24 protein-coding genes are annotated in these 22,275 nt (G+C 69.9%); 14 read left to right on the forward strand and 10 right to left on the reverse strand.

All coding sequences use genetic code 11. The features are described 5' to 3' along the window. Positions 1-16: 16 nt before the first annotated feature. Positions 17-559, reverse strand: a complete 543-nt coding sequence (locus NVV32_RS15435; protein ID WP_055769072.1) for an acyl-CoA thioesterase — start codon at positions 557-559, stop codon at positions 17-19. A gap of 61 nt (positions 560-620) precedes the next feature. On the opposite strand from NVV32_RS15435, the gene NVV32_RS15440 reads away from it, so the two are divergent. Both NVV32_RS15440 and NVV32_RS15445 read left to right on the forward strand, forming a co-directional pair. Further along, on the forward strand, positions 621-1,361 hold the full coding sequence (locus tag NVV32_RS15440) for a maleylpyruvate isomerase family mycothiol-dependent enzyme (RefSeq protein ID WP_422390747.1): 741 nt from the start codon (positions 621-623) through the stop codon (positions 1,359-1,361). A 65-nt stretch (positions 1,362-1,426) separates the two neighbouring features. Further along, on the forward strand, positions 1,427-2,428 hold the full coding sequence (locus NVV32_RS15445; RefSeq protein ID WP_422390748.1) for an NADP-dependent oxidoreductase: 1,002 nt from the start codon (positions 1,427-1,429) through the stop codon (positions 2,426-2,428). Between the two features lie 219 nt (positions 2,429-2,647). Here NVV32_RS15445 and NVV32_RS15450 read toward each other — a convergent pair whose 3' ends face one another. Beyond that, positions 2,648-3,280, reverse strand: a complete 633-nt coding sequence (locus NVV32_RS15450) for a GNAT family N-acetyltransferase (protein ID WP_422390749.1) — start codon at positions 3,278-3,280, stop codon at positions 2,648-2,650. 242 nt (positions 3,281-3,522) lie between these two features. On the opposite strand from NVV32_RS15450, the gene NVV32_RS15455 reads away from it, so the two are divergent. Beyond that, on the forward strand, positions 3,523-3,834 hold the full coding sequence (locus NVV32_RS15455; protein ID WP_422390750.1) for a hypothetical protein: 312 nt from the start codon (positions 3,523-3,525) through the stop codon (positions 3,832-3,834). 75 nt (positions 3,835-3,909) lie between these two features. On the opposite strand, the gene NVV32_RS15460 is transcribed toward NVV32_RS15455, so the two are convergent. Beyond that, positions 3,910-4,836 carry an alpha/beta hydrolase gene (locus tag NVV32_RS15460; protein ID WP_422390751.1) on the reverse strand — a complete coding sequence of 309 codons (927 nt, stop codon included), beginning with the start codon at positions 4,834-4,836 and terminating at the stop codon, positions 3,910-3,912. 138 nt (positions 4,837-4,974) lie between these two features. Between NVV32_RS15460 and NVV32_RS15465 the strand changes: the two genes are divergently transcribed. The 3 genes from NVV32_RS15465 (at position 4,975) to NVV32_RS15475 (ending at position 7,906) form a co-directional block, all read left to right on the forward strand. Then, positions 4,975-5,802 (forward strand): aldo/keto reductase, encoded by an 828-nt coding sequence (locus NVV32_RS15465; RefSeq protein ID WP_422390752.1) that lies wholly within the window; start codon positions 4,975-4,977, stop codon positions 5,800-5,802. Positions 5,803-6,056: 254 nt separating this feature from the next. After that, positions 6,057-6,833, forward strand: coding sequence for a sulfite exporter TauE/SafE family protein (locus tag NVV32_RS15470; protein WP_235498639.1), 777 nt, complete (start codon positions 6,057-6,059; stop codon positions 6,831-6,833). Between the two features lie 32 nt (positions 6,834-6,865). Then, positions 6,866-7,906 (forward strand): zinc-binding metallopeptidase family protein, encoded by a 1,041-nt coding sequence (locus tag NVV32_RS15475; RefSeq protein WP_055766876.1) that lies wholly within the window; start codon positions 6,866-6,868, stop codon positions 7,904-7,906. Between the two features lie 3 nt (positions 7,907-7,909). On the opposite strand, the gene NVV32_RS15480 is transcribed toward NVV32_RS15475, so the two are convergent. After that, positions 7,910-8,572 carry a pyridoxine/pyridoxamine 5'-phosphate oxidase gene (locus tag NVV32_RS15480; RefSeq protein WP_055766873.1) on the reverse strand — a complete coding sequence of 221 codons (663 nt, stop codon included), beginning with the start codon at positions 8,570-8,572 and terminating at the stop codon, positions 7,910-7,912. A gap of 151 nt (positions 8,573-8,723) precedes the next feature. Here NVV32_RS15480 and NVV32_RS15485 point away from each other — a divergent pair, with 151 nt between their 5' ends. From NVV32_RS15485 to NVV32_RS15510, 6 genes are all read left to right on the forward strand, one after another. Next, positions 8,724-9,515 (forward strand): phosphatase PAP2 family protein, encoded by a 792-nt coding sequence (locus NVV32_RS15485; RefSeq protein WP_055766870.1) that lies wholly within the window; start codon positions 8,724-8,726, stop codon positions 9,513-9,515. Beyond that, positions 9,502-10,224, forward strand: a complete 723-nt coding sequence (locus NVV32_RS15490) for a TetR/AcrR family transcriptional regulator (protein ID WP_422390753.1) — start codon at positions 9,502-9,504, stop codon at positions 10,222-10,224. The genes NVV32_RS15485 and NVV32_RS15490 overlap by 14 nt, the downstream gene beginning before the upstream one ends. A 105-nt stretch (positions 10,225-10,329) precedes the next feature. Next, entirely contained in the window at positions 10,330-11,790 is a 1,461-nt protein-coding gene (locus NVV32_RS15495; protein ID WP_055769065.1) for an amino acid permease, read from the forward strand. Positions 11,791-11,927: 137 nt separating this feature from the next. Further along, complete coding sequence (locus tag NVV32_RS15500; RefSeq protein WP_055766863.1) at positions 11,928-13,409, forward strand: APC family permease; 1,482 nt, start codon at positions 11,928-11,930, stop codon at positions 13,407-13,409. A 101-nt stretch (positions 13,410-13,510) separates the two neighbouring features. After that, positions 13,511-13,957 carry a hypothetical protein gene (locus NVV32_RS15505; protein WP_422390754.1) on the forward strand — a complete coding sequence of 149 codons (447 nt, stop codon included), beginning with the start codon at positions 13,511-13,513 and terminating at the stop codon, positions 13,955-13,957. Positions 13,958-14,136: 179 nt separating this feature from the next. Further along, complete coding sequence (locus NVV32_RS15510; protein WP_422390755.1) at positions 14,137-14,967, forward strand: DUF1684 domain-containing protein; 831 nt, start codon at positions 14,137-14,139, stop codon at positions 14,965-14,967. A 65-nt stretch (positions 14,968-15,032) separates the two neighbouring features. On the opposite strand, the gene NVV32_RS15515 is transcribed toward NVV32_RS15510, so the two are convergent. Continuing rightward, entirely contained in the window at positions 15,033-15,263 is a 231-nt protein-coding gene (locus NVV32_RS15515) for a hypothetical protein (RefSeq protein WP_152813129.1), read from the reverse strand. A gap of 3 nt (positions 15,264-15,266) precedes the next feature. Further along, a complete protein-coding gene (locus NVV32_RS15520; protein WP_235498638.1) occupies positions 15,267-16,781 on the reverse strand; it encodes a glycosyltransferase in 1,515 nt (504 codons plus the stop codon). Between the two features lie 279 nt (positions 16,782-17,060). Between NVV32_RS15520 and NVV32_RS15525 the strand changes: the two genes are divergently transcribed. After that, complete coding sequence (locus NVV32_RS15525; RefSeq protein WP_422392060.1) at positions 17,061-17,720, forward strand: alpha-ketoglutarate-dependent dioxygenase AlkB family protein; 660 nt, start codon at positions 17,061-17,063, stop codon at positions 17,718-17,720. A gap of 6 nt (positions 17,721-17,726) precedes the next feature. Here the strand turns inward: NVV32_RS15525 and NVV32_RS15530 are convergent, their stop codons facing one another. From NVV32_RS15530 to NVV32_RS15540, 3 genes are all read right to left on the reverse strand, one after another. Beyond that, positions 17,727-18,239 (reverse strand): mycothiol transferase, encoded by a 513-nt coding sequence (locus tag NVV32_RS15530; RefSeq protein ID WP_422390756.1) that lies wholly within the window; start codon positions 18,237-18,239, stop codon positions 17,727-17,729. Continuing rightward, positions 18,236-18,877, reverse strand: a complete 642-nt coding sequence (locus NVV32_RS15535) for a GNAT family N-acetyltransferase (RefSeq protein WP_422390757.1) — start codon at positions 18,875-18,877, stop codon at positions 18,236-18,238. Before NVV32_RS15535 ends, NVV32_RS15530 begins: the two co-directional genes overlap by 4 nt. Before the next feature lie 94 nt (positions 18,878-18,971). Next, entirely contained in the window at positions 18,972-19,682 is a 711-nt protein-coding gene (locus NVV32_RS15540; protein ID WP_055766849.1) for a FadR/GntR family transcriptional regulator, read from the reverse strand. Between the two features lie 120 nt (positions 19,683-19,802). Between NVV32_RS15540 and NVV32_RS15545 the strand changes: the two genes are divergently transcribed. Continuing rightward, a complete protein-coding gene (locus tag NVV32_RS15545; RefSeq protein ID WP_422392061.1) occupies positions 19,803-21,092 on the forward strand; it encodes an alpha-hydroxy acid oxidase in 1,290 nt (429 codons plus the stop codon). A gap of 17 nt (positions 21,093-21,109) precedes the next feature. Here NVV32_RS15545 and NVV32_RS15550 read toward each other — a convergent pair whose 3' ends face one another. After that, positions 21,110-22,162: an alpha/beta fold hydrolase gene (locus NVV32_RS15550; protein ID WP_422390758.1), complete on the reverse strand. Its 1,053-nt coding sequence runs from the start codon at positions 22,160-22,162 to the stop codon at positions 21,110-21,112. Positions 22,163-22,275 lie beyond the last annotated feature (113 nt).

Here is a 22,275-nt window from a genome sequence, read left to right on the forward strand (position 1 = left end):
GCACGACGCCGTCCTGTCACCACGCGTGCGGTGCGGGCTTCCGGGTGCTCGGCAGGGCATTGCTGAGGCGCCAGGCATGGATCCACTCGGGCAGCACGAGCTCCACCGGCGGCGCACCGAACGCCGCGATGATCTCCTCGTTCGGCACCGGTCCGGCCGGCGAGACGAGGCGCGTGGCGATGACGGCCCGCGCGTAGATCTCGCCGTCGGCCACCGCGCGCTGCTCGAAGTAGATGGCGCGCTCGTCCAGGCCGATGATCCTCGTCTCGATCGTGTACCGCTGGCCCAGCTGCAGCGACTTGCGGAAACTGATGGTCTCGCCCGCCGCGACAGGAGTCCAGCCGCGCCGGCGCATCCGGCGCCAGACCCCGCTGCGCACCATGAGGTCGAACCTCCCCAGATCGAACACGGAAAAGTACATGCCGTTGTTCATGTGCATCGCGATGTCGATGTCCGTGGGAAGGACCCGGAGCCCGATGGTGCCGGGCTGCCAGATCCCGAGGGGCGATCGCCGGCGGGACATCACCAGCAGCAGAAGCGTGCGGAGGATCAGGTGCATGCCGGTCATATTACTCGTCGGTAACATAGCCCTGCTCCGGCGGCGAGCCTAGACTCGGTTGATGACGCCCCCTTCTCCCCATGCCCTGTCCTTCGGCCGGTATCGGGAGCTGCTGGACCGCGAGTACCGCATGCTCGCCGACCTCGTCCACACCACCCTGGATCGGCCGGTCCCGGCATGTCCGGGCTGGACCGGGGAGGACCTCGCGAGGCATACCGCGATCGTCTTCCTGCACAAGGCCGAGACCATCCGGACGGGTGAACGGCCGAGTCACGGCTGGCCTCCGGTGAGCGTGGGCAGCCTCCCTCCGGCAGCCCTGCTCGCCCACTGCTACGACCGGCTCGTCGAACAGTTCGACGGACACGAGGCCGGCGATCGAGCCGAGACATGGGTAGCGGAGGACCAGACCGTAGGGTTCTGGATCCGGCGCCTGACGCACGAGACGGCCATCCACCGCTTCGACCTCGAGGAGGCCGCAGGAGCCGACACCACGCCCATGGACGTGGACCTGGCGATGGACGGGATCGACGAGGTACTCACCGTGATGCTGGGGCGTGGCCGTCCCGACCCGACGGCGTCCGGCTCGACGGTGCGGCTCGAGGCAGGCGGGCACTCCTGGGACGTGCACCTCGCCCCCGCGCGGGCCGTGGTGGATCGGGATGCCGCGGCCGACGGGCAGGAGGCGGTCAGGGCCGACGCCGAGGGGATGCTCCTGTGGCTGTGGGGCCGCACGGCAGGATCGGCACTGGAGGCGAAACCGGCGGCAGGAGAGCTCCGGGCCCGGCTGGCTCGCGCCCTCTAAGTGGAATAAATCCTCCGGATAACTGTTCAAGCAGGTAGAGACATCGCCGATCCGAAGGACCAGTCATGACCGTCAGCACCCAGATCCAGCTCGCCTCCCGCCCCGTCGGCACTCCCGGCCCGGAGAACTTCTCGACCGCATCGGTCGAACTTCCCGACCTGGCTCCCGGGGAGGTGCGCGTCCGGAACGACTTCGTCTCCGTCGACCCCTATATGCGTGGCCGCATGAACGATGCGAAGTCCTACGTCCCGCCGTTCGGCCTCGGCGAGACGATGAGCGGCGGAGCCGTGGGACGTGTCGTCGAGTCGAGGTCCGACACCCTTCCGGTCGGGACCGGCGTGCTTCACGGGCTCGGCTGGCGGGATGTCGCCCAGGCTCCGGCCACGCAGTTCTCGCCGCTGCCCGAGACCGGCCTGCCCCTCTCCGTGTTCCTGGGTGCGGCCGGCATGACGGGACTCACGGCCTACGCCGGACTCAAGCGCGTCGCAGGGCTGAGGGAAGGCGACGTCGTGTTCATCTCGGGTGCCGCAGGCGCCGTCGGATCCATCGCCGGGCAGGTGGCCCGCAAGCTCGGCGCCTCCCGCGTCATCGGCTCGGCGGGGTCGGCGGAGAAGGTCGCGCTGCTCACGGACAGGTACGGCTACGACGACGCCTTCAACTACAAGGACGCCCCGGTGCGGGAGCAGCTGCTCGCGCTCACGCCCGACGGCATCGACGTCTACTTCGACAACGTCGGCGGGGACCACCTCGAGGCGGCACTCGATCGCCTCACGACCGGCGGCCGCGCGGCCCTGTGCGGCGCCATCTCCCAGTACAACAGCACCGAGCGCTCGCCGGGGCCGGACAACATGGCCAACCTCGTGACGCGCTCACTGAAGCTCGAGGGCTTCATCGTCGGCCGGCACCAGGACCTGCAGCCGGAGTTCGCGGAGAAGATGACGGGCTGGCTGGCGGACGGCAGTGTGGTCTTCGACGAGACGGTGGTGGACGGCATCGAGAACGCCGCCGAGGCGTTCCTCGCCATGATGAGCGGCGCCAACACGGGAAAGATGCTCGTCCGCGTCTGAGCCACGATCCCGCAGCGGGCCCGCCATCGCGAGCCTTCGGGCACGTGCACGAGCTCCCGTCGGAGGACGGCTCGACGACCATGGTCGAGAGGATCGCCCCGTCTCGGCGCCCTTCGGCGCCGTCGGGCCGGTGGCGGAGCGCTGACTGCTCCCGCCGCACCTGCGCAGCCTCCTCCGGAAACGCAACCTGTACGTGGTCCCCGCGTCGTCCTGCCTGCCCTAGTCCTCGCCGCGGGAGCGCAGCGACGCTTCGAGCCGCCGGCGCTGATCGGCCGGAAGGAGCAGCCTGTACTGGGGGAACTCCACGAGGAACTCGCGCACGCGGGGGCAATAGGGCACGACGGCGATGCGTCGCCGGTGAGCGCTCAGGAACACCTGCCGGATGAGTGCGGGCTCCACGTCCACGGCGTCGAAACGCGGATCGACGACGGCCTGGATGAGCACCGCGTGCGACCCCTTCATCTCGTACTTCACGTGACCCACCATGGTGCCGTCGCTGAAGAGCTCGAAGCGGGAGAACAGGGAGTTGTCGCGGAACCCGCTGCGGGTGCGCGCGGGCTCTGCGCGTGACTCGGCCTGGACCTCTCGCCGCTCGATCTCCTCGACCAGCACCTCGTACTGGTGCAGGGCGTCCATCGGAGGGAAGTCCCGGTCCAGGAGGCGGTACGTCTGGTTGCAGAGAACCCGCAGCTGGCGGGTCGACACGACGGTCAGGTCGTCCGGGAAGTCCGCGTCATCGGCCCGGGCGGACGGGACGGTCGTGATCGCCGGTGCCGCACCCCACCCGAACTGATCCTGCTCGGTTGGCTGCATCGACTGCGGACGGTATTCGACGAACGGGGAAGTTTCCATGGTCAGCTCCACGATGGTGGTTCGATGGCCCGCTGCTAGGCCCTGCTGAGACTATAGGCCGATTCTTTCCCGATGTGAAATTAAGTACCCTTACTACTTTCGACCGCGCCGCCGGGGCCGGCCGGTCGCCCTTGAACCAATCTTGAGGTCTCACACGGGAGGGCTTGAAGCGCGGGGCGCTACGGTGACCGGAGCAGGCGGGTCCCGCCGCACCCGTGCAGTCATGGCCGAAGGAGCCCGCCGTGCAGTTCGAGACCGCCCACTCGGCCATGACGACGTCACTGCTGACGCTCGACGAGGTCCACCGGCACTACGTGAACTCCGGTGGCTCCTTCGACCGCCTCGAGATCGACGCCTACCTCCACGGCCTCGCCCCGCTGCCCCGCGAGGAGCGGGACTGTCTTGCGCAGGCCGTCAACGAACTGCTCGACGACCTGACCGCGGCAGGCCTCGCCGTCCGGTCCCCGCGCGCGACCTACAGCGAGACGTGCAGTACCCGCCGGGTGTCGCCGGCCCTCGGGTCGGGTGTCGCCACGCGGAGGATGATCGCCTGATCCCCGGTCCCGGTCCCGGTCGAGGATCCCGGGGCGCAGCGCAAGGGGTGGGGTGCGTCCGGTCACGGCAGACCCTCACAACGAACCCATGAACGCTTTCGTCGCCTCGATGATGTCCGACTGCACGGTGTCCCTCCCGGCCGTCGCGGCGCCGTCGCCGGGTTGCTGCCCGTAGTCGCCGAAGAAGGCGTGGACACCCCCGGGAACCTCCGTGAAGCGGGCGCCGGCGGGCAGCAGTTCCCGTGACGCGGTGATGTCGGCACGCGTGGTCAGGCCGTCCTCGGACCCGCTCACGGACAGCACCTCGAGGCCGCTCCCCGAGAGATCGTCGAGGGGGTAGGAGGCCCACAGCAGCAGGCCACTGACGTCCGCGTCGCCGGCTGCGAAGATCGAGGCCGAGACGCCTCCGAGCGAGTGTCCACCCACGGCCCAGGTCACCACCTCGGGGTGCGCCTCCATCACCGGACCCGCCTGTGCGGAATCGACCAGCGAGATGCCGAGTGGTTCCTTGAGCACGACGACGAGCGTACCCTCCCTCGCCACCTCCGCGAGCAGCGGGACGTAGGCGAGGGCCTCGACCCGTGCCCCCGGGTAGAACACCAGACCACGCGTCACAACCTCCGGTGCGTCCCCGGTCGGCACGAGGGTGATCGACGTCGCGTCCTCCACGAGGCCCACGTCCACCAGCGCCACCCCTTCCCCGAGCCGTCCGGCATCATCGCGGAACGGGAACGGTGCGAGCCACGCCAGGGCCGCCATCACGCCGATCACCAGGAGGGCCGCGAGGCCCTGGAGAACCGCCCTGCGCCGACCGACCCGCACGTCCCGCCGCCGGGACCGGAGCAGCAGCACCGCGACGAGGAGTCCCGAGAGCAGGGCGACGGCCAGGAGTGACGGCAGGAGCGGATGCGACCGCGGGACGGCAGGATTCGTGGCGATGAGCCACGCCGGGGTCAGGATCAGGGCGACGGCGGTGCAGACGGCGGGGATGCGCGAGGGCATGGGGCCCCTTTCCGGCGCTGCGCGCCATCGATCCACCCATGATATCTCCATCATGGAGATACTGCCGCGGCACGGTTGACGGCGTGCTCGCCCCCGGGACAGGGTTGACCTGCCCCCCACCCCCGATCAGGAGATCCCATGGCACTCGCTCCAACCGTCCAGCTGCGCAGCGGCGCACGCCTGCCCCTCCTCGGCCTCGGCACGTGGCCCCTGAAGGACGACGAGGCGGCCACGACCGTCGAGCGGGCGATCAGCGCGGGATACCGGCTGATCGACACCGCCGAGAACTATCGCAACGAGAAGGGCGTGGGTGAGGGTGTCCGCCGCTCGGGGGTCCCCCGCGAGGAGCTGTTCATCACGACGAAATTCAACCGCGAGCACCACAGCGTCGACGGCGTCCGTCGGGCCTTCGAGACGAGCGCGGACCTGCTCGGCGTCGATTACGTGGACCTCCTGCTCGTGCACTGGCCGAACCCTGGGCAGGGCCGCCACGTCGAGGCCGTCCAGGGCATCGCCGCACTCATGGACGAGGGCCTGGTCCGGGCGATCGGCACCTCCAACTACAAGCCGTCACACCTGCAGGACGTCATCGATGCCGGGATCGTGCCCGACGTCAACCAGATCCAGCTCGACCCGCAGCGTCCGCGGATCGTGGACCGCGCCTTCCACGACGAGCACGGCATCGTGACGGAGTCCTGGAGCCCGCTCGGGCAGGGCAGCGGACTGCTCGACGAGCCGGCGGTCCGGGCCATCGCGGAGGCCCATGGAATGACTCCCGCCCAGGTGGTGCTGCGCTGGCACGTGCAGCAGGGCCTCGTCGCCATCCCGAAGTCCTCGCATCCCGAGCGCCTCGCGCAGAACCTCGACGTCTTCGACATCGAGCTCTCGGGCGAGGAAGTGGCGAGCCTCTACCTCCTGGAGAGCCAGGAGGCGGAGATCGTCGATTCGGACGAGTTCGGCCACTGATCGGCGTCACCGGCCACGGTGGACGGCACGGAGCACGGCGACCCTCTCGGACGGGAACCAGTCCACCTGCATCCTCGGGAGCCCCGACCGCGAGGATGCCCGAGGCACACGGGCGTCACGGCGGCCCGCCACCTCGGCATATCCTTGTCGAGGTGCTTCCCTGCCCGGCAGCCCGAGCGCCCTGACCGGCGCACCGCGGCCGACGCCGGGCCCGACCGGAACCCACGGACCGATGCCGGGAGGATGGTGGGCGCGTGCTCGAGATCGCCGTGATCCTTGTCGCCGGTTTCTGGGCGGGCATGATCAACGTCGTGGTCGGTTCGGGCACCCTGGTGACCTTCCCCACCCTCCTGCTCTTCGGCTACCCGCCGATCGTCGCGAACATCTCGAACAACATCGGGCTCGTGGGGGGAGGCCTGTCGGGGTCCTGGGGGTACCGACGCGAGATCAGCGCCAACAGGGGGTTGCTCCTGCGGTTGCTCCCGCTGTCCGTGCTGGGCGGACTGGGCGGCGCCCTCCTGTTGCTGGTCCTTCCGCCCGAGGCCTTCCAGGCGATCGTCCCGATCCTCATCATCGCCGGACTCGCCATGGTCGCCCTGGCACCACGCGTGCAGCGGGCCGCGGCGGCGAAGGCCGGCGAGGCCGCGCCGGACACCCGCCCCTCCCGGCGTCGTTCGCTGCTCCTGCTCGCCGGCATCGCCGTCCTGGGCGTCTACGGCGGCTACTTCGGAGCGGCGCAGGGCATCCTGATCGTCGGCCTGATGAGCATGGTGACCATCGAGAGCCTGCAGCGCATCAACGCGATCAAGAACGTGCTCACGACGGCGGTCAACGCGGTCGCCGCCATCACCTTCATGCTGTTCGCCTGGGATTCGATCGACTGGGCCGTCGTCCTCATCATCGCCGTCGGCGCCACGCTCGGCGGCCTCCTCGGAGCGAGGGTGGGACGGCGGCTCTCCCCGCTCGCCCTGCGAGCCACCATCCTCGTCATCGGCACTGCCGCCCTGATCCGGCTCGTCTTCTTCGGCTGACCGTTCTTCCGCCCCCCTCCCCCCAGGACCCCATGCAACGCTTCACCTGCGCCGTGTGCGCCTCCCCCCTGTTCTTCGAGAACTCCCGCTGCCTCGCCTGCGGCACGCAGCTCGGCTTCCACCGCGGCGAACGGAGCATCACCGCCCTCGACGACGACGGCCGATATGTCGATCGCGCGGGCCAGTCCCTCGTGCGGTGCGTCAACCTGACGCTGTCCGGCTGCACCTGGCTGGTGCGCGAGGAAGGGGACGAGTGCTTCAGCTGCACCCTCACGCGCACCCGCCCGGACGACCACGACACCACCGGGCTGGCGCAGTTCCTGGACGCGGAGCGGTCAAAGCGGCACCTCATCTACGAACTCGACACCCTCGGCCTGCCGATCGAGGACAGGATCAGCAACCCGGAGCGGGGACTGGCCTTCGACCTCCTCTCCAGTGTCGAGGAGAAGGTGGTGATCGGCCACCAGAACGGTCTCATCACCATCGACCTCGCAGAGACGGTCGATTCCCACCGGGAGAAGATGCGCGCGAAGCTGGACGAGCCGTACCGCACCATGCTCGGGCACTTCCGGCACGAGACCGGTCACTACGTCGAGGGGACCCTCGTATTCTCGGACCCCGAGATGACCGAGCGTGCGCGCGACATCTTCGGCGACGACCGCGACAGCTACCAGGATGCGTTGAAGCGGCACTACGACCAGGGCCCGCCGGAGGGCTGGGAGAAGAACCACATCTCGCAGTACGCGACCATGCACCCGTACGAGGACTTCGCCGAGACCTTCGCCCACTACCTGCACATCTGTGACACCGTCGATACAGCCCTGCAGTACGGCGTGGCGGGCGGACCCGGACCGGACACGACGGCCGATTTCGGCGAGGTGGTGCGCGAGACCTGGATCCCGCTGTCGGTGGCCCTCAACCAGGTGAACCGCAGCATGGGCGCGAACGATCTCTACCCGTTCGTGCTGCCGCCGGCGGTCATCGCCAAGCTCGAGTTCGTCCACCGGCTGCGTGCGGGCAGTGCCCCTGCGACGACGCGGACCTCCACCACAGGACCGTCAGCCGCACACTAGGCGCTACGGCCAGAGCAACTCGCGCCGCCAGCCCTCCCCGAAACGGGTGTAGAGCAGGCGGGTATGGCGGCGCTCCTGGTCGGCCTGCCAGAACTCGACGGCGTCAGGTGCCACCGTGAACACCGTCCAGGTGGTGGACGCGAGTCCTTCGGTCGCCTCGATGCGCTCCACCTGGCTCTCGACGGCGGCGTCCAGCCCTGCCCTGTCCTGCAGGGGCGAGCTCTGGCTGCCGGCCAGCACCAGCGCACGGGCCACCGGATGGCGGCGCTGGAAGTCCGCGTCGTTCTCCTCCGTGGTGCCCGTGGACACTCCGCCCCGGATCCGCACCTGGCGGCCTGCCGCGGGCCAGAAGAACGTGAGGGCAGCCTTCGGGGTGGCCGTGAGCTGGCGGCCCTTGGGGCTGTCCCTACTCGAGGCGACCTGGAATCCGTCCTCCGTCAGGTCCTTGAGGATCACCACGCGGGCGTCCGGCGCGCCGTCGGCGTCGACGGTGGCGAGATGGACCGCGTGGGGCGCTGCGACATCGTCCGCCACCGCCGTGCGCAGCCAGTCCAGGAAGAGGTCGAGCGGCGAGGCGGGCGCCGAGGCCGGGTCGAAGGGCGGCATCTCGTCGGGGAACACGGGAACGCCACGGACGATATCGCGGATGGGACCTGGATCGCTCATGCCGCCAGCCTAGACCCGGGCCGAGACGTTCCGGTGCCGCGCCGACGGCCGGTGGAGGGTGCCCTAGCAGGACGGGCGCCGGATGCACACACCGCGGCCGCAGTTCCCGCAGCCCGGTGCCCCTGCAGGGCAGGGCGCATAGAGTCAGGGGATGCCAGCCCATCAGGACCAGTACGTCGGCCCCCGCGACCTCACCCGATGGTCCACCCCCGTCGGCCGTCTCCTCGTGCGGTGCATCCGTCCCCTCGCATCCAGGCTGGGCCCGCACGCGGCGCTGCTCCTGCTCATCGCCGTCGGCGGCGGGATCGCGGCGCTGCTGACGGCGGCGTCGGCGGAGGTGTACGAGTCGGTCGTCGAGTCGGACGGCGTCGCGGCACTCGACGGGCCCGCCCTGGACCTCGCCGTCTCGCTCCGCCAGGACCGGCTCGACGCCTTCATCACGGGATACACCGACATCGGTGGCCCCGTCGGCATGCCGATCCTCGCCCTCGCCGTGATGGTGCTGCTCGCTGTCAGCCGCCGCTCATGGACTCCCGTGATCCTGATCCCGGCCGCCGCCTTCGGCTCGCTGCTGATGACCGTCGCGGGCAAGGACGCCATCGGGCGCCTCCGCCCGCCCATGGATCTCGCCGTCCCGCCCTACGAGTCCTCGCCCTCGTTCCCCAGCGGGCACTCGCTCAACGCGCTCGTGATCGCCGGGATCGTCGCCTACCTCCTCGTGCTCCGGCAGCACCGCAAGCGCACCCGGGCCCTGACCGTCACGCTCGCCGTCCTCTTCGCGGTCACCATGGGCCTCAGCCGCGTGTTCCTCGGCCACCACTGGCTGACGGACGTGCTCGTCGCGTGGACGCTCGGGATCGCCTGGCTCGCGGTCGTGATCACCGCCCACCGGCTCTTCCTGACCTTCCGGCTGCACCGTGCGGCACTCCGTGACGCCGCCTGAGACCGGTGCACGGTCAGGTCCCCCTGCGGGCCGGGCGACGGCGTCCGGGGCGGACGCCGTCGTACGGCCACTCCGGCGCGATGCCCGCCGGAACCGCGAGGTGGTCCTCCGCGCCGCCCGACGCATGTTCGCCGAGCACGGCACAGAGTGCAGCTTCGAGGACATCGCCCGGGAAGCCGGCGTCGGTGTCGGCACCGTGTACCGGCGCTTCCCGGACCGCCGCACGCTGATCGAGGCGCTCCTCGAGGAGCGCAGGGCGGACGTCGACCGCGCCGCGACGGAAGCCCTCGCCCTCGAGGGCCCCTGGGCGGCGGTGCCGGCCTTCGTGGGTTCGGTGGCCCGCATGCAGATCGACGACCGGAGCCTGCGCGACCTGCTCGACGACCACGGATTCGTCTCCGCCGGAGTCGCACTGCTGCGCGAGCGGCTCTCCCCCACCGCGGACGAGCTCGCGCGTCGGATGCGGAACGACGGCGCGGCCCGCCCCGACCTGACCGGAGCGGATCTCCTGGTCCTGATCCGCATGCTCGGTTCCCTGACGCGCGAGCAGGCCGACGCGCCGACGCGGACCGGTGCGCCAGGGCCGATGGACGCCCCGGAGGAGCGCGAGGCGTCCGACAGCGGATCGAACGGCAGCCTGCCGACGGGCTTCGACCGCTACCTGGAGATCCTGCTCGACGGCCTGCGCCGCGCCGCGATCAACAGGTAAGGAGAACCGACGGATCATCGTCGATTCTCCTGACTTCCCCCGACGCACCGACCGCCCCATACTTGCTGGGTGCACGAAGCACCACCCACCTACGAACGGACGATGATGTCGGAGCATGCAGGCGCACGGGGATCGCAGTCGGTACTGCGGCGGAAACCCATCGACAACGTCGAGGACGAGACCGGCCGTACCGGCCTCTTCAAGAGCCTGGGGCTGTGGCAGCTGACGGCGATCGGCGTCGGCGGCATCATCGGCGTCGGGATCTTCACCCTCGCCGGACTCGTCGCCAACGGGGGCGAGGACGGCACCGCCGTCGGGCCGGCCGTCCTCATCTCCTTCCTGGTCGCCGGCCTGGCGAGCGCCGCCGCCGCGCTGTCCTACGCCGAGTTCGCCGGGATGATCCCCCGGGCGGGCTCCGCCTACACGTACGGCTACGTGGCCCTCGGTGAGATCATCGGCTGGTTCATCGGCTGGGACCTCCTCCTCGAGTACATCGCGATCGTGGCGGTCGTCGCGATCGGCATCTCCGGCTACTTCACGGAGTTCATGTCCGGCATCGGCATCACCGTCCCCACCTGGATGCAGGGCACGCCCGACACCATCGAGGGCGGTCTGATCAACCTCCCCGCGATCGCGGTCTGCCTGCTCATCACGTTCATCCTCAGTCGCGGCACCAAGACGTTCGGCCGGTTCGAGCTCGTCGCCGTGGGCCTGAAGATCCTCCTCATCCTCGGGATCGTGGGACTCGGGTTCTTCTACGTGGACGCCGAGAACTACTCCCCGTTCCTGCCCTCGGGCTTCGGCGCCGTGTTCACCGGCGCAGCCACCGTCTTCTTCGCCGTCTTCGGCTACGACGCCATGAGCACGGCTGCCGAGGAGGCGACCGACGGCAAGAAGCACATGCCCAAGGCCATCCTCCTGTCACTGCTGATCGCGATGGTGCTGTACGTCCTCGCGACCCTGGTGCTCACCGGCATGCAGAACTACGAGGACATCAGCCCCACGGCCGGGTTCGCCTCCGCCTTCCAGTCCGTGGGCCTGCCCGTCGTCGCGACGATCATCTCCGCCTTCGCCGTGCTCTCGATCCTCACCGTCATGCTGACCTTCCTGCTCGGCGTCACCCGCGTCTGGTTCTCCATGAGCCGTGACGGCTTGCTGCCGGCCTGGTTCTCGACGACGGACCGCAACGGGACCCCGCAGCGCGTGACCTGGATCGCCGGCATCGCCTCGGCGCTGCTCGCCGGCGTCTTCCCCATCCGGGCCGTCGCGGACCTCACCAACATCGGCATCCTCGCCGCCTTCGTGGTCGTGTGCGTCGCCGTGATCGTCCTGCGCCGCACGCGGCCCGAGGTGCCCCGCACCTTCAAGCTGCCCCTCATGCCGATCGTCCCGGCGTTCGGTGTCCTGGCGTCGCTCTTCCTCATGCTCCAGCTGCACTGGGAGACGTGGGTGCGCTTCGGTGTCTGGCTGGTGATCGGCCTGGCCGTGTACTTCTTCTATGGCCGCCGCAACTCGCTGATGAATCCGGACAGCCCCCGCCACGCCCTCCTCCGGCGCGACTCCTAGGGTCCGGCCCGCCGTCGTCCCCGTCCGCCGCATGTCACGATGTGCGGCGGACGGGCCGATCCTCCTATCCTCGACGGGGACCTCCGCCCTGCGGCCGGTTCCTCCTCCACGCCCTACCCTGCGAAGGACCAGCACCCATGGACCTGTTCCGGACGAAGTCGATCGAGCAGTCGATCAAGGACTCCGATGAGAAGGGCCACGGCCTGAAACGCTCGCTGACCACCTGGGATCTGATGATCATGGGCGTGGCCGTCGCCGTGGGCGCCGGGATCTTCTCGGTCGGGGCACAGGCCGCAGCGTTCAACGCCGGCCCCGCCGTCACCATCTCCTTCGTCCTCGCAGCGATCACCTGTGCGCTGGCGATCATGTGCTACGCCGAGTTCGCGACGGCGCTGCCGGTCGCGGGAAGCGCCTACGTCTTCACGTACGCGACCATGGGCGAGCTGCTGGCCTGGATCATCGGCTGGAACCTCATCCTCGAACTGCTCATGGCAGCTGCCGTCATCGCGAAGTTCTGGGGCGTCTACCTCTCGGACCTCTTCAGCGTGCTGGACCTGGACATCCCCTCCGACATCAGCCTGCTGGGCCTGAATCTCACCTGGGGACCGCTGCTGATCGTCGCGATCTTCACCGCCGTGCTGATCTACGGGACCAAGCTCTCCGCCCGCGTCAACAGCGTCTTCACCGTCATCAAGATCGGTATCGTCCTGTTCGTGATCGTGGTCGGTTTCTTCTACGTGAGCCCCGAGAACTACACGCCCTTCGTTCCCGCGTCCGAGCCCGCCGCCGAGGGCGGCACGGGCTGGGCGGATCAGCCCTTCCTCTCCTTCCTCAGCGGCGCCTCGCCGGCGGCCTTCGGCTTCACCGGCATCATCTCCGGCGCGGCCCTGGTCTTCTTCGCCTTCATCGGGTTCGATGTCGTCGCCACCTCCGCGGAGGAGGTCAAGAACCCGAGCCGCACGCTCCCCCGCGGTATCTTCGCCGGTCTCGCCGTCGTCAGCGTCCTCTACATCCTCGTCACCCTCGTGGTCACGGGCATGGTGCCCTACACGGAGCTCGGCGCCTCCGGAGCGCCCTCGCTCGCCACCGCCTTCCAGCTCGTGGGAGCGGACTGGGCCGCGGGTGTCATCTCCCTCGGCAGCCTCATCGGCCTGACCACCGTGATCATGGTGCTGCTCATGGGCCTGGCCCGCGTCATCTTCGCCCTCAGTCGCGACGGGCTGCTGCCCCGGGGCCTCAGCCGGACGTCGGACAAGCACGCGACCCCCGCCCGGACGCAGATCCTGTGCGGCATCGTCGTCGCCCTCCTCGCCGGTTTCACGCAGGTGGAGGTGCTGGCCGAGATGATCAACATCGGCACCCTGTCCGCCTTCATCACGGTGAGCCTCGGCATCATCGTGCTGCGCCGGAAGCGTCCCGATCTGACCCCCGCCTTCCGGGTCCCCTTCGGTTCGGTCATCCCGATCGCCTCGGCCGCCCTGTGCCTGTACCTCATGTTCAACCTCGCCACCGTCACCTGGCTGTTCTTCGCCGCGTGGCTGGTCCTCGGCTTCGGTGTGTACTTCGCCTACGGGTACCGCCACTCCCGCCTCCGTGCGCGGGGGGCGGTCGACGCCTGACCCGGTTCCCGGCTGCGCGTGCGGAGCGGCGCTCCGCACGCGATGATGGTCTACCCAGGGCCCGCCGTTCCGCGTCCCGCCGTTCGATCAGGAGAAGCGCCATGTCCCACGATCCCTATCCCGGTGAGCACCCCCGGGCAGGACACCACGAGAATCCGTACGACGACGCCGGCCGCGGCGACCAGCGGCAGGGCGCCGAGCCCTACCCGTCCGTCCCGCCCTACCAGCAGCCCTACCAGCCGTCGTTCGCCGCCGGCGGCTACCAGCCCGGCTACTACCAGCCGTCCCCCCAGGCGGCGGAGGGTGCGAGCGCCGCCCAGCTGTCCCTCATCCTCGGGATCGTGGGTTTCTTCATGGCCGGCTTCGTCCTCGGGCCGCTCGCCATCTGGCAGGCGTCCAAGGCCGAGCGCCTGGGAGTCCCCGCGACCGCCGGCAAGATCCTCGGCTGGATCGTGACCATCCTCAACGTGCTGGCCATCGTCGGTGTCATCGTGTTCTTCGTCGTCGTCCTCGCCGGAATCGGCGCATCGGCCGGCTACAGCACCTGACCCGTAGGAGGCGGACCTCCAGCCCGGCCCGGGCGGCTTCTCCGCGAGGTGACGGGTCCGGGTGCGGCGCCGGGTCCTCGCCGCGCAGTGGAGGCCGCCGGCCGGCAGCGTCGGCGGGAATGCCGGCCGCGCGCCGCAGGTTCTAGGCGGTGCAGGATCAGACGCACCAGGAGGCCAGGATGAGCACCACGACCCGGACGGCAGAGCAACGCTGGTCGGACTTCCGGACGGCCCGGGACGCCGCCCTCGCCGAGCCGCACGGCTGGCTGACGCTCACGTCCTTCCAGTGGCTGGCGGACTCACCCGGCGTCCTCGAGGGCGTACCCGGCGACTGGTCGGGTGCCACGACCCACGCCGCCGTCACCGCCGAGGGGGCGGACGGCCTGACGGACCTGACGAACGGCCGGCTCGTCACCGGCACCATCACGGCGGCGCTCGACGACGAGGAGTCCCTCAGCTGGGTGGCCTTCGGCGGCCCGGACGGGCGCCGCGTGGTCGTGGAGCTCGCACGCCGTGCCGGGCGCTACGCCGTCCGGACCCGGGACGTCGAGGCACCCGCCCTGGCGCACTTCACGGGCGTCCCCGTCTTCGGTTACCGGCCGGACCTCGTGGTCGAGGGGCGCTTCGAAGCGTTCGCTGCGCCCCGGGAGGAGACGATCCCGACGGCCCATCCGGACGTCCCCGGAACGCACCGCTCCGTCGGCGAGGTGGTGTTCCGGCTCCCCGGCGAGGACGGCGAGTTCCGGCTCCGCGCCTCCCAGGAGGAGGCAGGGTCCCTCGCCATCACCTTCCACGACCGGACCAACGGCGTCACCACGGCACCGTGGCGCAAGGTGGTCACGCGCCGGCCGCGCCCGGACGGGACGGTGGTGCTCGACTTCAACCGGACCATCAACTATCCGAGCGCTTTCACCCCCTTCGGCATGTGCCCGGCGCCGGTCGAGGGCAACGTCCTCGCCGCGCCGGTCGAAGCCGGCGAGAAGCGCCCGGACGACCGACCGCACGACTGACCGGCCGACCGACCGGACGACTGACCGGACGACTGACCGGACGACTGCTCACAGGGTGCGGCGGATCAGTCCCGGGTCTCGGGGTAGATGCTCCTGGTCTCGGTGCGGCGGTTGCGGTTCGTCACCCAGTCCGAGGGGTAGATCTTCGGCAGCACGTTCGCCAGCGCCAGCGAGGCGTAGATGACCGTGTTGATCGCCACGAACGCGGCGAGGACGGCGAAGAGGCCGGAGTGCAGCACGGTCTCCGGGAGGAGGATGCCGGTGGGGACGATCGGACCTACTGAGGTACTGAACATGGCCTAGGCCTCCTGGGATTCGAGTGCGGGCGCCGGGGCGGCGTGGGTGAGGTGCGTCCAGCTGGCCTTGCGGCCGAAGGAGAGGTCGACGACCCCCTTGACGTAGACGAGGTTGAGGAACATGTCGAAGAACAGCTCGGGGAAGAGTGTGGCCGCCAGCAGCCGCGCCTTCCAGCCGCCCTTCCACACCGTGATGATCCGTTCGAGGGTGAACAGCAGGCCGAGGCCCAGCCAGAAGGGGAACCAGATCCAGGTCTCGAGGGACACGACGGTGATGAGGATGAGGGCCAGGTAGGCGGTGAGCGCGATCACGCCGTACCCGATGCCGAGCTGCTGGGCCCAGTAGCGCATGGTCGGGGCCGTCACCCCGTAGGCGCCGATGTTCTCGAGCGCCCCCCGCTGCCAGCGCAGCCGCTGGTTCCACAGGGTGCGCCAGGAGGGCATCAGTTCGGTGACGACCGTGCAGTCCTGCGGGGAGATCATGAGGCCACCGAGTGACTTGATGGCGATGGTGAGCTCGTTGTCCTCGGTCAGTGCGGCGGTGTCGTACACATCCCCGGGCGTGCCCGGGAGGGTCCTGCCCCGGCTCGCGGCGATGGTGCGGAGCGCCAACGGGCGGAACAGCGACGCCGTCCCCGTCAGCACGAACACGCGCCCGCGGCGACGGCGCATCTGGCGCGAGTAGCGGATGTACTCGTTGCGCTGGAACTGGCCGATCAACCCGTGGCCGTCCTCACCGTAGAAGAGCCCGCCGACCGCCATGAGCGCGCGATCGTCGACGAAGCGCACCAGGGCGTTGGCGAGGAAGCCGTCGTCGAGCTGCGTGTCGGCGTCCATGATCATGACGACGTCGTTGTCCCCCTGCTGCGGCAGGACCGTCTTCAGCGCCTGGTTGAGGGCGCCGGCCTTCTTGTGCGAGTTGTCGACGGATTCGATCACCTCGACGCCGGCCTCGCGGGCCAGGCGTACGGTCGCGTCCGTGCAGTTGTCGGCGACGACGATGATGCGCTCCGGACGGTGCGACTGGCTCTTGAGCGAGGCGATGGTCTGTGGGAGCGAGGCCTCCTCGTTGTGTGCGGGGATGAGCACCGTCACCGTCACCTCGCCGGAGAAGGCACCACGGTTGGCCGACATGACGACCTTGGGCGCGAGGGGCTGGTGTCCCGGGTTCATGGAGCGGCGCGCCTTCGTCGCGATGCGCCGTTCCACCAGGGCCAGGCCGGCTCCCGCGAGGAGGGCGAGGGCGATCGCGGAGAGGATGACGTTCATCTCGGGGGCGTCCGAGTTGTAGAGGACGCTCCAGATGCCCACCACGGCGTCGTGCGACTCGGAGATGGAGGTGTCCGGTCCGTTCGCGGCGACGGCCAGCCACAGCAGCGCCGCGGCCAGGGTGACGAGCCCGACGATCACGAGGCCGACGATGCGGTCGAGCCTGCCCTTCGTCGCATAGGGCGCCGGCTGCGCGTCGTCCGGCTCGGGCTCCGCGTTGTTCCGGGGTGCACTGCGCGTCATGGTCATGTGGGTGTTCCTTTCGAGACCGGCACCACGGGTCCGTCGTCCGACGTCCCTGGCATGGGTAGTGCGCCGCCGCCCAGCCGGGCTCCGCGCTTCGGTCTCGAGTCTTCCCTGCCACCCTCGACCCAGCCCGGCACTGAGACCGAAGAAAAGGTCAACGAATCCCGTAGCCTTCCCGCAGGTCGGGCGTCCATGCGACGGCTGGCCCGTCCCCGCGGTGTGCGTGCGCGGAAATGTGCGGACGGGACGTCGACCCTCCGGTCGGCGGACAATGGAAGGGTGATCCATCTGCCCGACGCCCTGATCCCCCGGCCGCGCCGCGAGCTCACTCCCGGGGCGGTCCTGGTGCCGGACTGGCTCGATCCCGCCCGGCAGCGCGAGCTCGTGACCCTGTGCCGTGCATGGGCGGGGGGACCGGTGCCGATGCGCTCCCCACGCATGCCGAACGGCGGCGTCATGTCCGTGCGAAGCGTCAGCCTCGGCTGGCACTGGCTGCCCTACCGGTACAGCCGCACGGCCGACGACGTCGGAGGTGCCGCCGTCGCGCCCTTCCCGGAGGTGCTGCGCACGCTCGGCCGTGATGCCGTGGCCGCCGCCTACGGCGCGGACGAGGCCGCGCGGTACGAGCCCGACGCCGCACTCGTCAACTACTACGACGACGCCGCGAGAATGGGCATGCACCAGGACCGTGAGGAGCGGACCGACGCACCCGTCGTCTCGCTCAGCCTGGGGACCTCGTGCGTCTTCCGGTTCGGCAACACCGAGAACCGCAACCGGCCATGGCAGGACGTGGAGCTGGCCTCGGGGGACCTCTTCGTCTTCGGCGGTCCCTCGCGCTTCGCGTACCACGGGGTGGTCCGCACCCTCCCGGGCACGGCTCCTGCGGGCATCGGGTTCGAGGGCCGGCTCAACATCACCCTGCGCGAGACGGGTCTCTCCTGAACCGGGTCAGCCCGTTGAGAGGATGATGCCGCGCGCGTACGCGGCCTGGCCGGCGTGCTGGACGGCGTCGTCGACCACGCTGACGAGCCTGACCAGGAGCGTCACCGGTGGATCCCAGTCCTCGTCCACCACCCGCTCGAGGTCCGCCTCGACCAGCCCGCCCACCAGGCGTTCGGTCACGCGGTGCACAGCGTCGAAGTAGTCGAGCAGTTGCCGGCCAGAACGGACCCGGACGGCGTCCACCTGTTCGGAGGTGTGTCCGAACCCGGTGTCCGAGCGGTCGATCGCGAGGTCCCACCGATCGGCGAACCCGTCCGAGAGCCAAACGTCGTCATGCCCGAAAGCCTCGGCGAGGTGACTGTCTTCCACGCGGGCGAGGTGCCAGACGAGCCAGGCGACGGAGTTGCCGGATCCCCCCGGGCGGACGGACAGCTGTTCGGCGTCGAGGCCCTCGACAGCCGCGTGCACCAGGTCGGGCAGGCGGCCGAAGGCCTCGACCAGGACGTCGACCGACCTCATGCGTCGTCCCGCGGTGCCGCTTCGGCACGCGACGCCATCAGCAGGGTGAAGCGGCGGCGCTGCCGGGCGGGGATGAGCGAGAGGAACCGGGGGTGGGCGGCCAGGAAGTCCTGCGCCTCGGGGCAGTAGGGCATGACGGCGAGGCGCCTGCGGTGCGCGTTGAGCAGGACGGCCTGCATCAGGACCGACTCGACACCGATCCGCTGGAACCGCGGGTCGATCACCGAGTGGAGCAGGAGCACATGTCCACCGCGCATGTCGTACTGCACGTAGCCGGCCATGACGCCGTTGCGGAACAGCTCGAAGCGCGAGAACAGGGCGTTGTCCCGGAACGTCTCCCGGGCAGAGTCCGCCGACCCACGCTGCGCAGCCTGGCGTTCACGGCGCTCGAGCTCCCCGATGAGGGCGTCGTACTGCTCCCTCGCCTCGAGTGCCGGGTGATCCGTGTCAAGGTGCTGGAAGGTGCGGTTGCAGAGGAGCCGCAGCTCCCGTGTCGTGACTGTCGCGAGGTCCTCGGGGAACGCGGATCCGGGAGTCGCCGGCGGAGCTTCGACGGTGTGCAGCGGGAGTTCCCGCGACGGCGTGGAAGCCTTCTCCTGAGCGGTGGGATGGTCGAGTGTCTGCGGCAAGCGTTCCATGGTCAGCTCCACGTCCGGTGGGTCCACGGCCTTCTGCTCGACCAGTAGGAGCAGTCTAGGTGAGCTTCCTCATTGTGGGAAGGTCAGCAGGCTGTCAACCCTCGGGATGCTGGTCGTGGACACCGGATTCCCGGTAGAACCGCTCGATGTGATCCCGCACCAGGCCGGCAGCCCTGCGTCCCTCGCCCGCGACGATCGCCGCCAGGATCGCCCGGTGCTCGTGCCTCAGCCGGTCGGAGGTGGAACCCCAGTCCGGGAGGTCGGCGGTGAGGCGCTGCGTGTAGGCTGCGATCGATCCACGCAGGGAACCCATCATGGCCCCGACGAGCACATTTCCGGCGGCTTCGGCCAGTGCGACATGGAACAGTGCGTCGCGCTCCAGGAAGGACCCCGGCCCGGCGTCGTCCCCGTCCGGCTCGTCCATCTCGTCCAGGAGCCGCGCGGCCCGTTCGAGCGCCGGCGAGCCGCGCCACGCATGCTCCGCGGCCCACGCCTCGAGGAGGAGGCGTGTCTCCACGATGTCCTTGACCGGCAGGTGCGCGCTGGCGACGTGGAGCCGGAGCGCGGAGTCGAGGGCGACCGCCGGGTTGCCCGTGATGATCGTCCCGGCCTGCGGGCCGGATCCCACGCCGGCCCGTACGACGCCGAGTGCCTCCAGCACGCGGGTACCCTCGCGCACCGACGCCCTGCTGATGCCGAGCTGCTCCGCCATGCTGCGCTCGCCCGGCAGCCGAGAACCGATGGCGAGCCTGCCGGCCGCGAGTTCCTGCTCGAGCCATGCCGAGACGACCTGATGGGTACGCATGGGGCCAGCCTATCTTGTGTGGTCGGACCACACGCCGTAGGATCTGTGGTCAGACCTCAGCCGCCCGGCACACCGCCGCGATCCCTCCCTCGAGCAAAGGCACCCCCCGTGACACCCTCCATGAATCCCGCCGCCCGCACCGCTGTCCCGCCGGCCCTCCGGCGCCGCGTGCCGAAGGTCGCCGACCTCGCTCCCCTCATCCAGTTCAAGAAGCCGGAATTCGGGTCCGCAGCGCGTCTGAAGCAGGCCAACACCATCTGGGACCTCCGCGACATGGCCAAGCGCCGCACACCCACCGCACCCTTCGACTACACCGACGGCGCCGCCGAGGCGGAGATCTCCCTCGGCCGCGCCCGGGACGCCTTCCTCGATCTCGAGTTCCGGCCGGGCATCCTCCGGGACGTCCGGACGGTGAGCACGGCCACGCCGATCCTCGGCGGCACCTCGGCCCTCCCCTTCGGCATCGCACCGACCGGTTTCACACGCATGATGCAGTCGGAGGGTGAGTACGCCGGGTCCCGGGCCGCCGAGGCAGCGGGCATCCCCTACACGCTCTCGACCATGGGGACCGCCTCGATCGAGGACGTCGCCGCGGCCGCGCCGAACGGGCGCAACTGGTTCCAGCTGTACCTGTGGACGGATCGTGACCGCTCCATGGAACTGATCGCGCGCGCGGCAGCGGCCGGCAACGACACCCTCATGGTCACCGTGGACACGGCCGTCGCCGGGGCCCGCCTCCGCGACGTCCGCAACGGCATGACCATCCCTCCGGCCCTGACACTGAAGACCGTCCTCGACGCCTCCTACCGCCCCGCCTGGTGGTTCAACTTCCTGACGCACGAACCCCTGTCCTTCGCCTCGCTCTCCCGCTACTCGGGCACCGTCGCGGACCTCATCAACTCGATGTTCGACCCCACCCTCACGTTCGAGGACCTCGACTGGCTGCGCAGCGTCTGGAAGGGGAACCTCGTGGTCAAGGGCATCCAGACGCTCGACGACGCGAAGAAGGCCGTGGACCACGGCGCGGACGGCATCATCCTCTCCAACCACGGCGGACGGCAGCTCGACCGCGCCCCGATCCCCCTGCACCTGCTGCCCCGAGTCGCCGCCGAACTCAAGGGCAAGACGGACATCATCCTCGACACCGGCATCATGAGCGGCGGCGACATCGTCGCCGCCGTGGCCCTCGGTGCCGACTTCACCCTGATCGGCCGCGCCTACCTCTACGGCCTCATGGCAGGGGGCCGCAAGGGCGTCGACCGCACCATCGAGATCCTGGGCACCCAGACGGCCCGCACCATGCAGTTGCTCGGCGTCGACAGGATCGAGGACCTCAACCCCGACCACGTCCGGCTCCTGGGCGACGCGACCACGGAGGCCGATCTCCCGGACGCGGCCCTGACCCGCTAGTCCGCCGAGGGTCGGCCTCAGCCGCGGCCCCTCGACCTGGCCTCGGCCTGCTGCTCCCTGCCCTGCTCCACGAGGTGGTCGTCGTCGGTCCGGTTGCCCTTCAGCTCGACGGCCACACCCTGCACCTCGTCGGCGATCGCCCGGACCGCGTCGACGGGGTCGAGGGAGACCTCCTGGTCCGGCAGCTCCGGGACCACCGTGATGCCGTCGGCCGAACTCCGCTCCTGCAGCTGATCCCGGTGGCGCCTCGATGCCGCGTCGTTGGTACCTTCCATCTCACCGACCGAGGGCTCGCCGAGCTTCCCGGCGGCATGGCGGACGCAGAGATCGGCCACCTCCTGCGCGTGCGCGTGCATGACGGAGTGCGCCGCGCCCTCGATCTCCACGACCGACGCCACCCTGGGGAACGCCTCGCTGAGGCGCGTGACCCAAGAACGCGGGCACACGGCGTCGTGCTCGCCGCGGATGATCAGTGTCGATGCCCCCACGCGGGCTGCGGTCCGCTCGATCGGGTAGGACATCATGCGCGGCAGGATCTTGAAGAACCAGCCGAAACCACAGGTGAGGTAGGCGACGACTGCGAGCAGCTTCACGCGGGAGGGCTCGTGGAGGGCAGCCCGGAGGAACCGCACCGCCTGCGCCGGAGTGGATCTCCTCGATGCGTCGATCACCGGGCTGATGAGCACGAGGGTGGACAGGCCCGGCCGCCTGGCCGCCAGATCGGCGCAGATCTGCGTCCCCATGGAGTGCCCCACCACCACCGGGTCCTCCAGGCCGAGCTCGTCGATCGCCGTCCCGACGAGGTCCGCGAACTCACTGATGGACAGTGCGTGCCGAGCGTGCGGCACACCACCGAAGCCGGGAAGGTCCAGCGCGTAGACCGGCCCGAACTGCATCAGGTGCGGGGCGAGCTGCTCGAAGTAGTGCGAGGAGACGCCGATGCCGGAGACCAGCACGAAGGGCCTCTCGCCCGGCTCGCCCGCCGAGCTCACCCGGGCCCAGACGCCGTCGCCCTGGACCCTCTGGACCCTGATGTCCGGGCTCTCGTCGGAGCCACCGGTTTTCGTCACGTCTCATTCTCGTACCGGACGTCGGCAAAGACTGAATCGAGGTCTATCATTCATCTGTGGACCTGCCTGGGGCGGGTCCCGGTACATAAGTCTGGGGAGACGAATATGGAGCG

Origin of the sequence: Arthrobacter sp. N1, from assembly GCF_048288285.1 — a bacterium.
GTDB lineage: Bacteria > Actinomycetota > Actinomycetes > Actinomycetales > Micrococcaceae > Arthrobacter_D.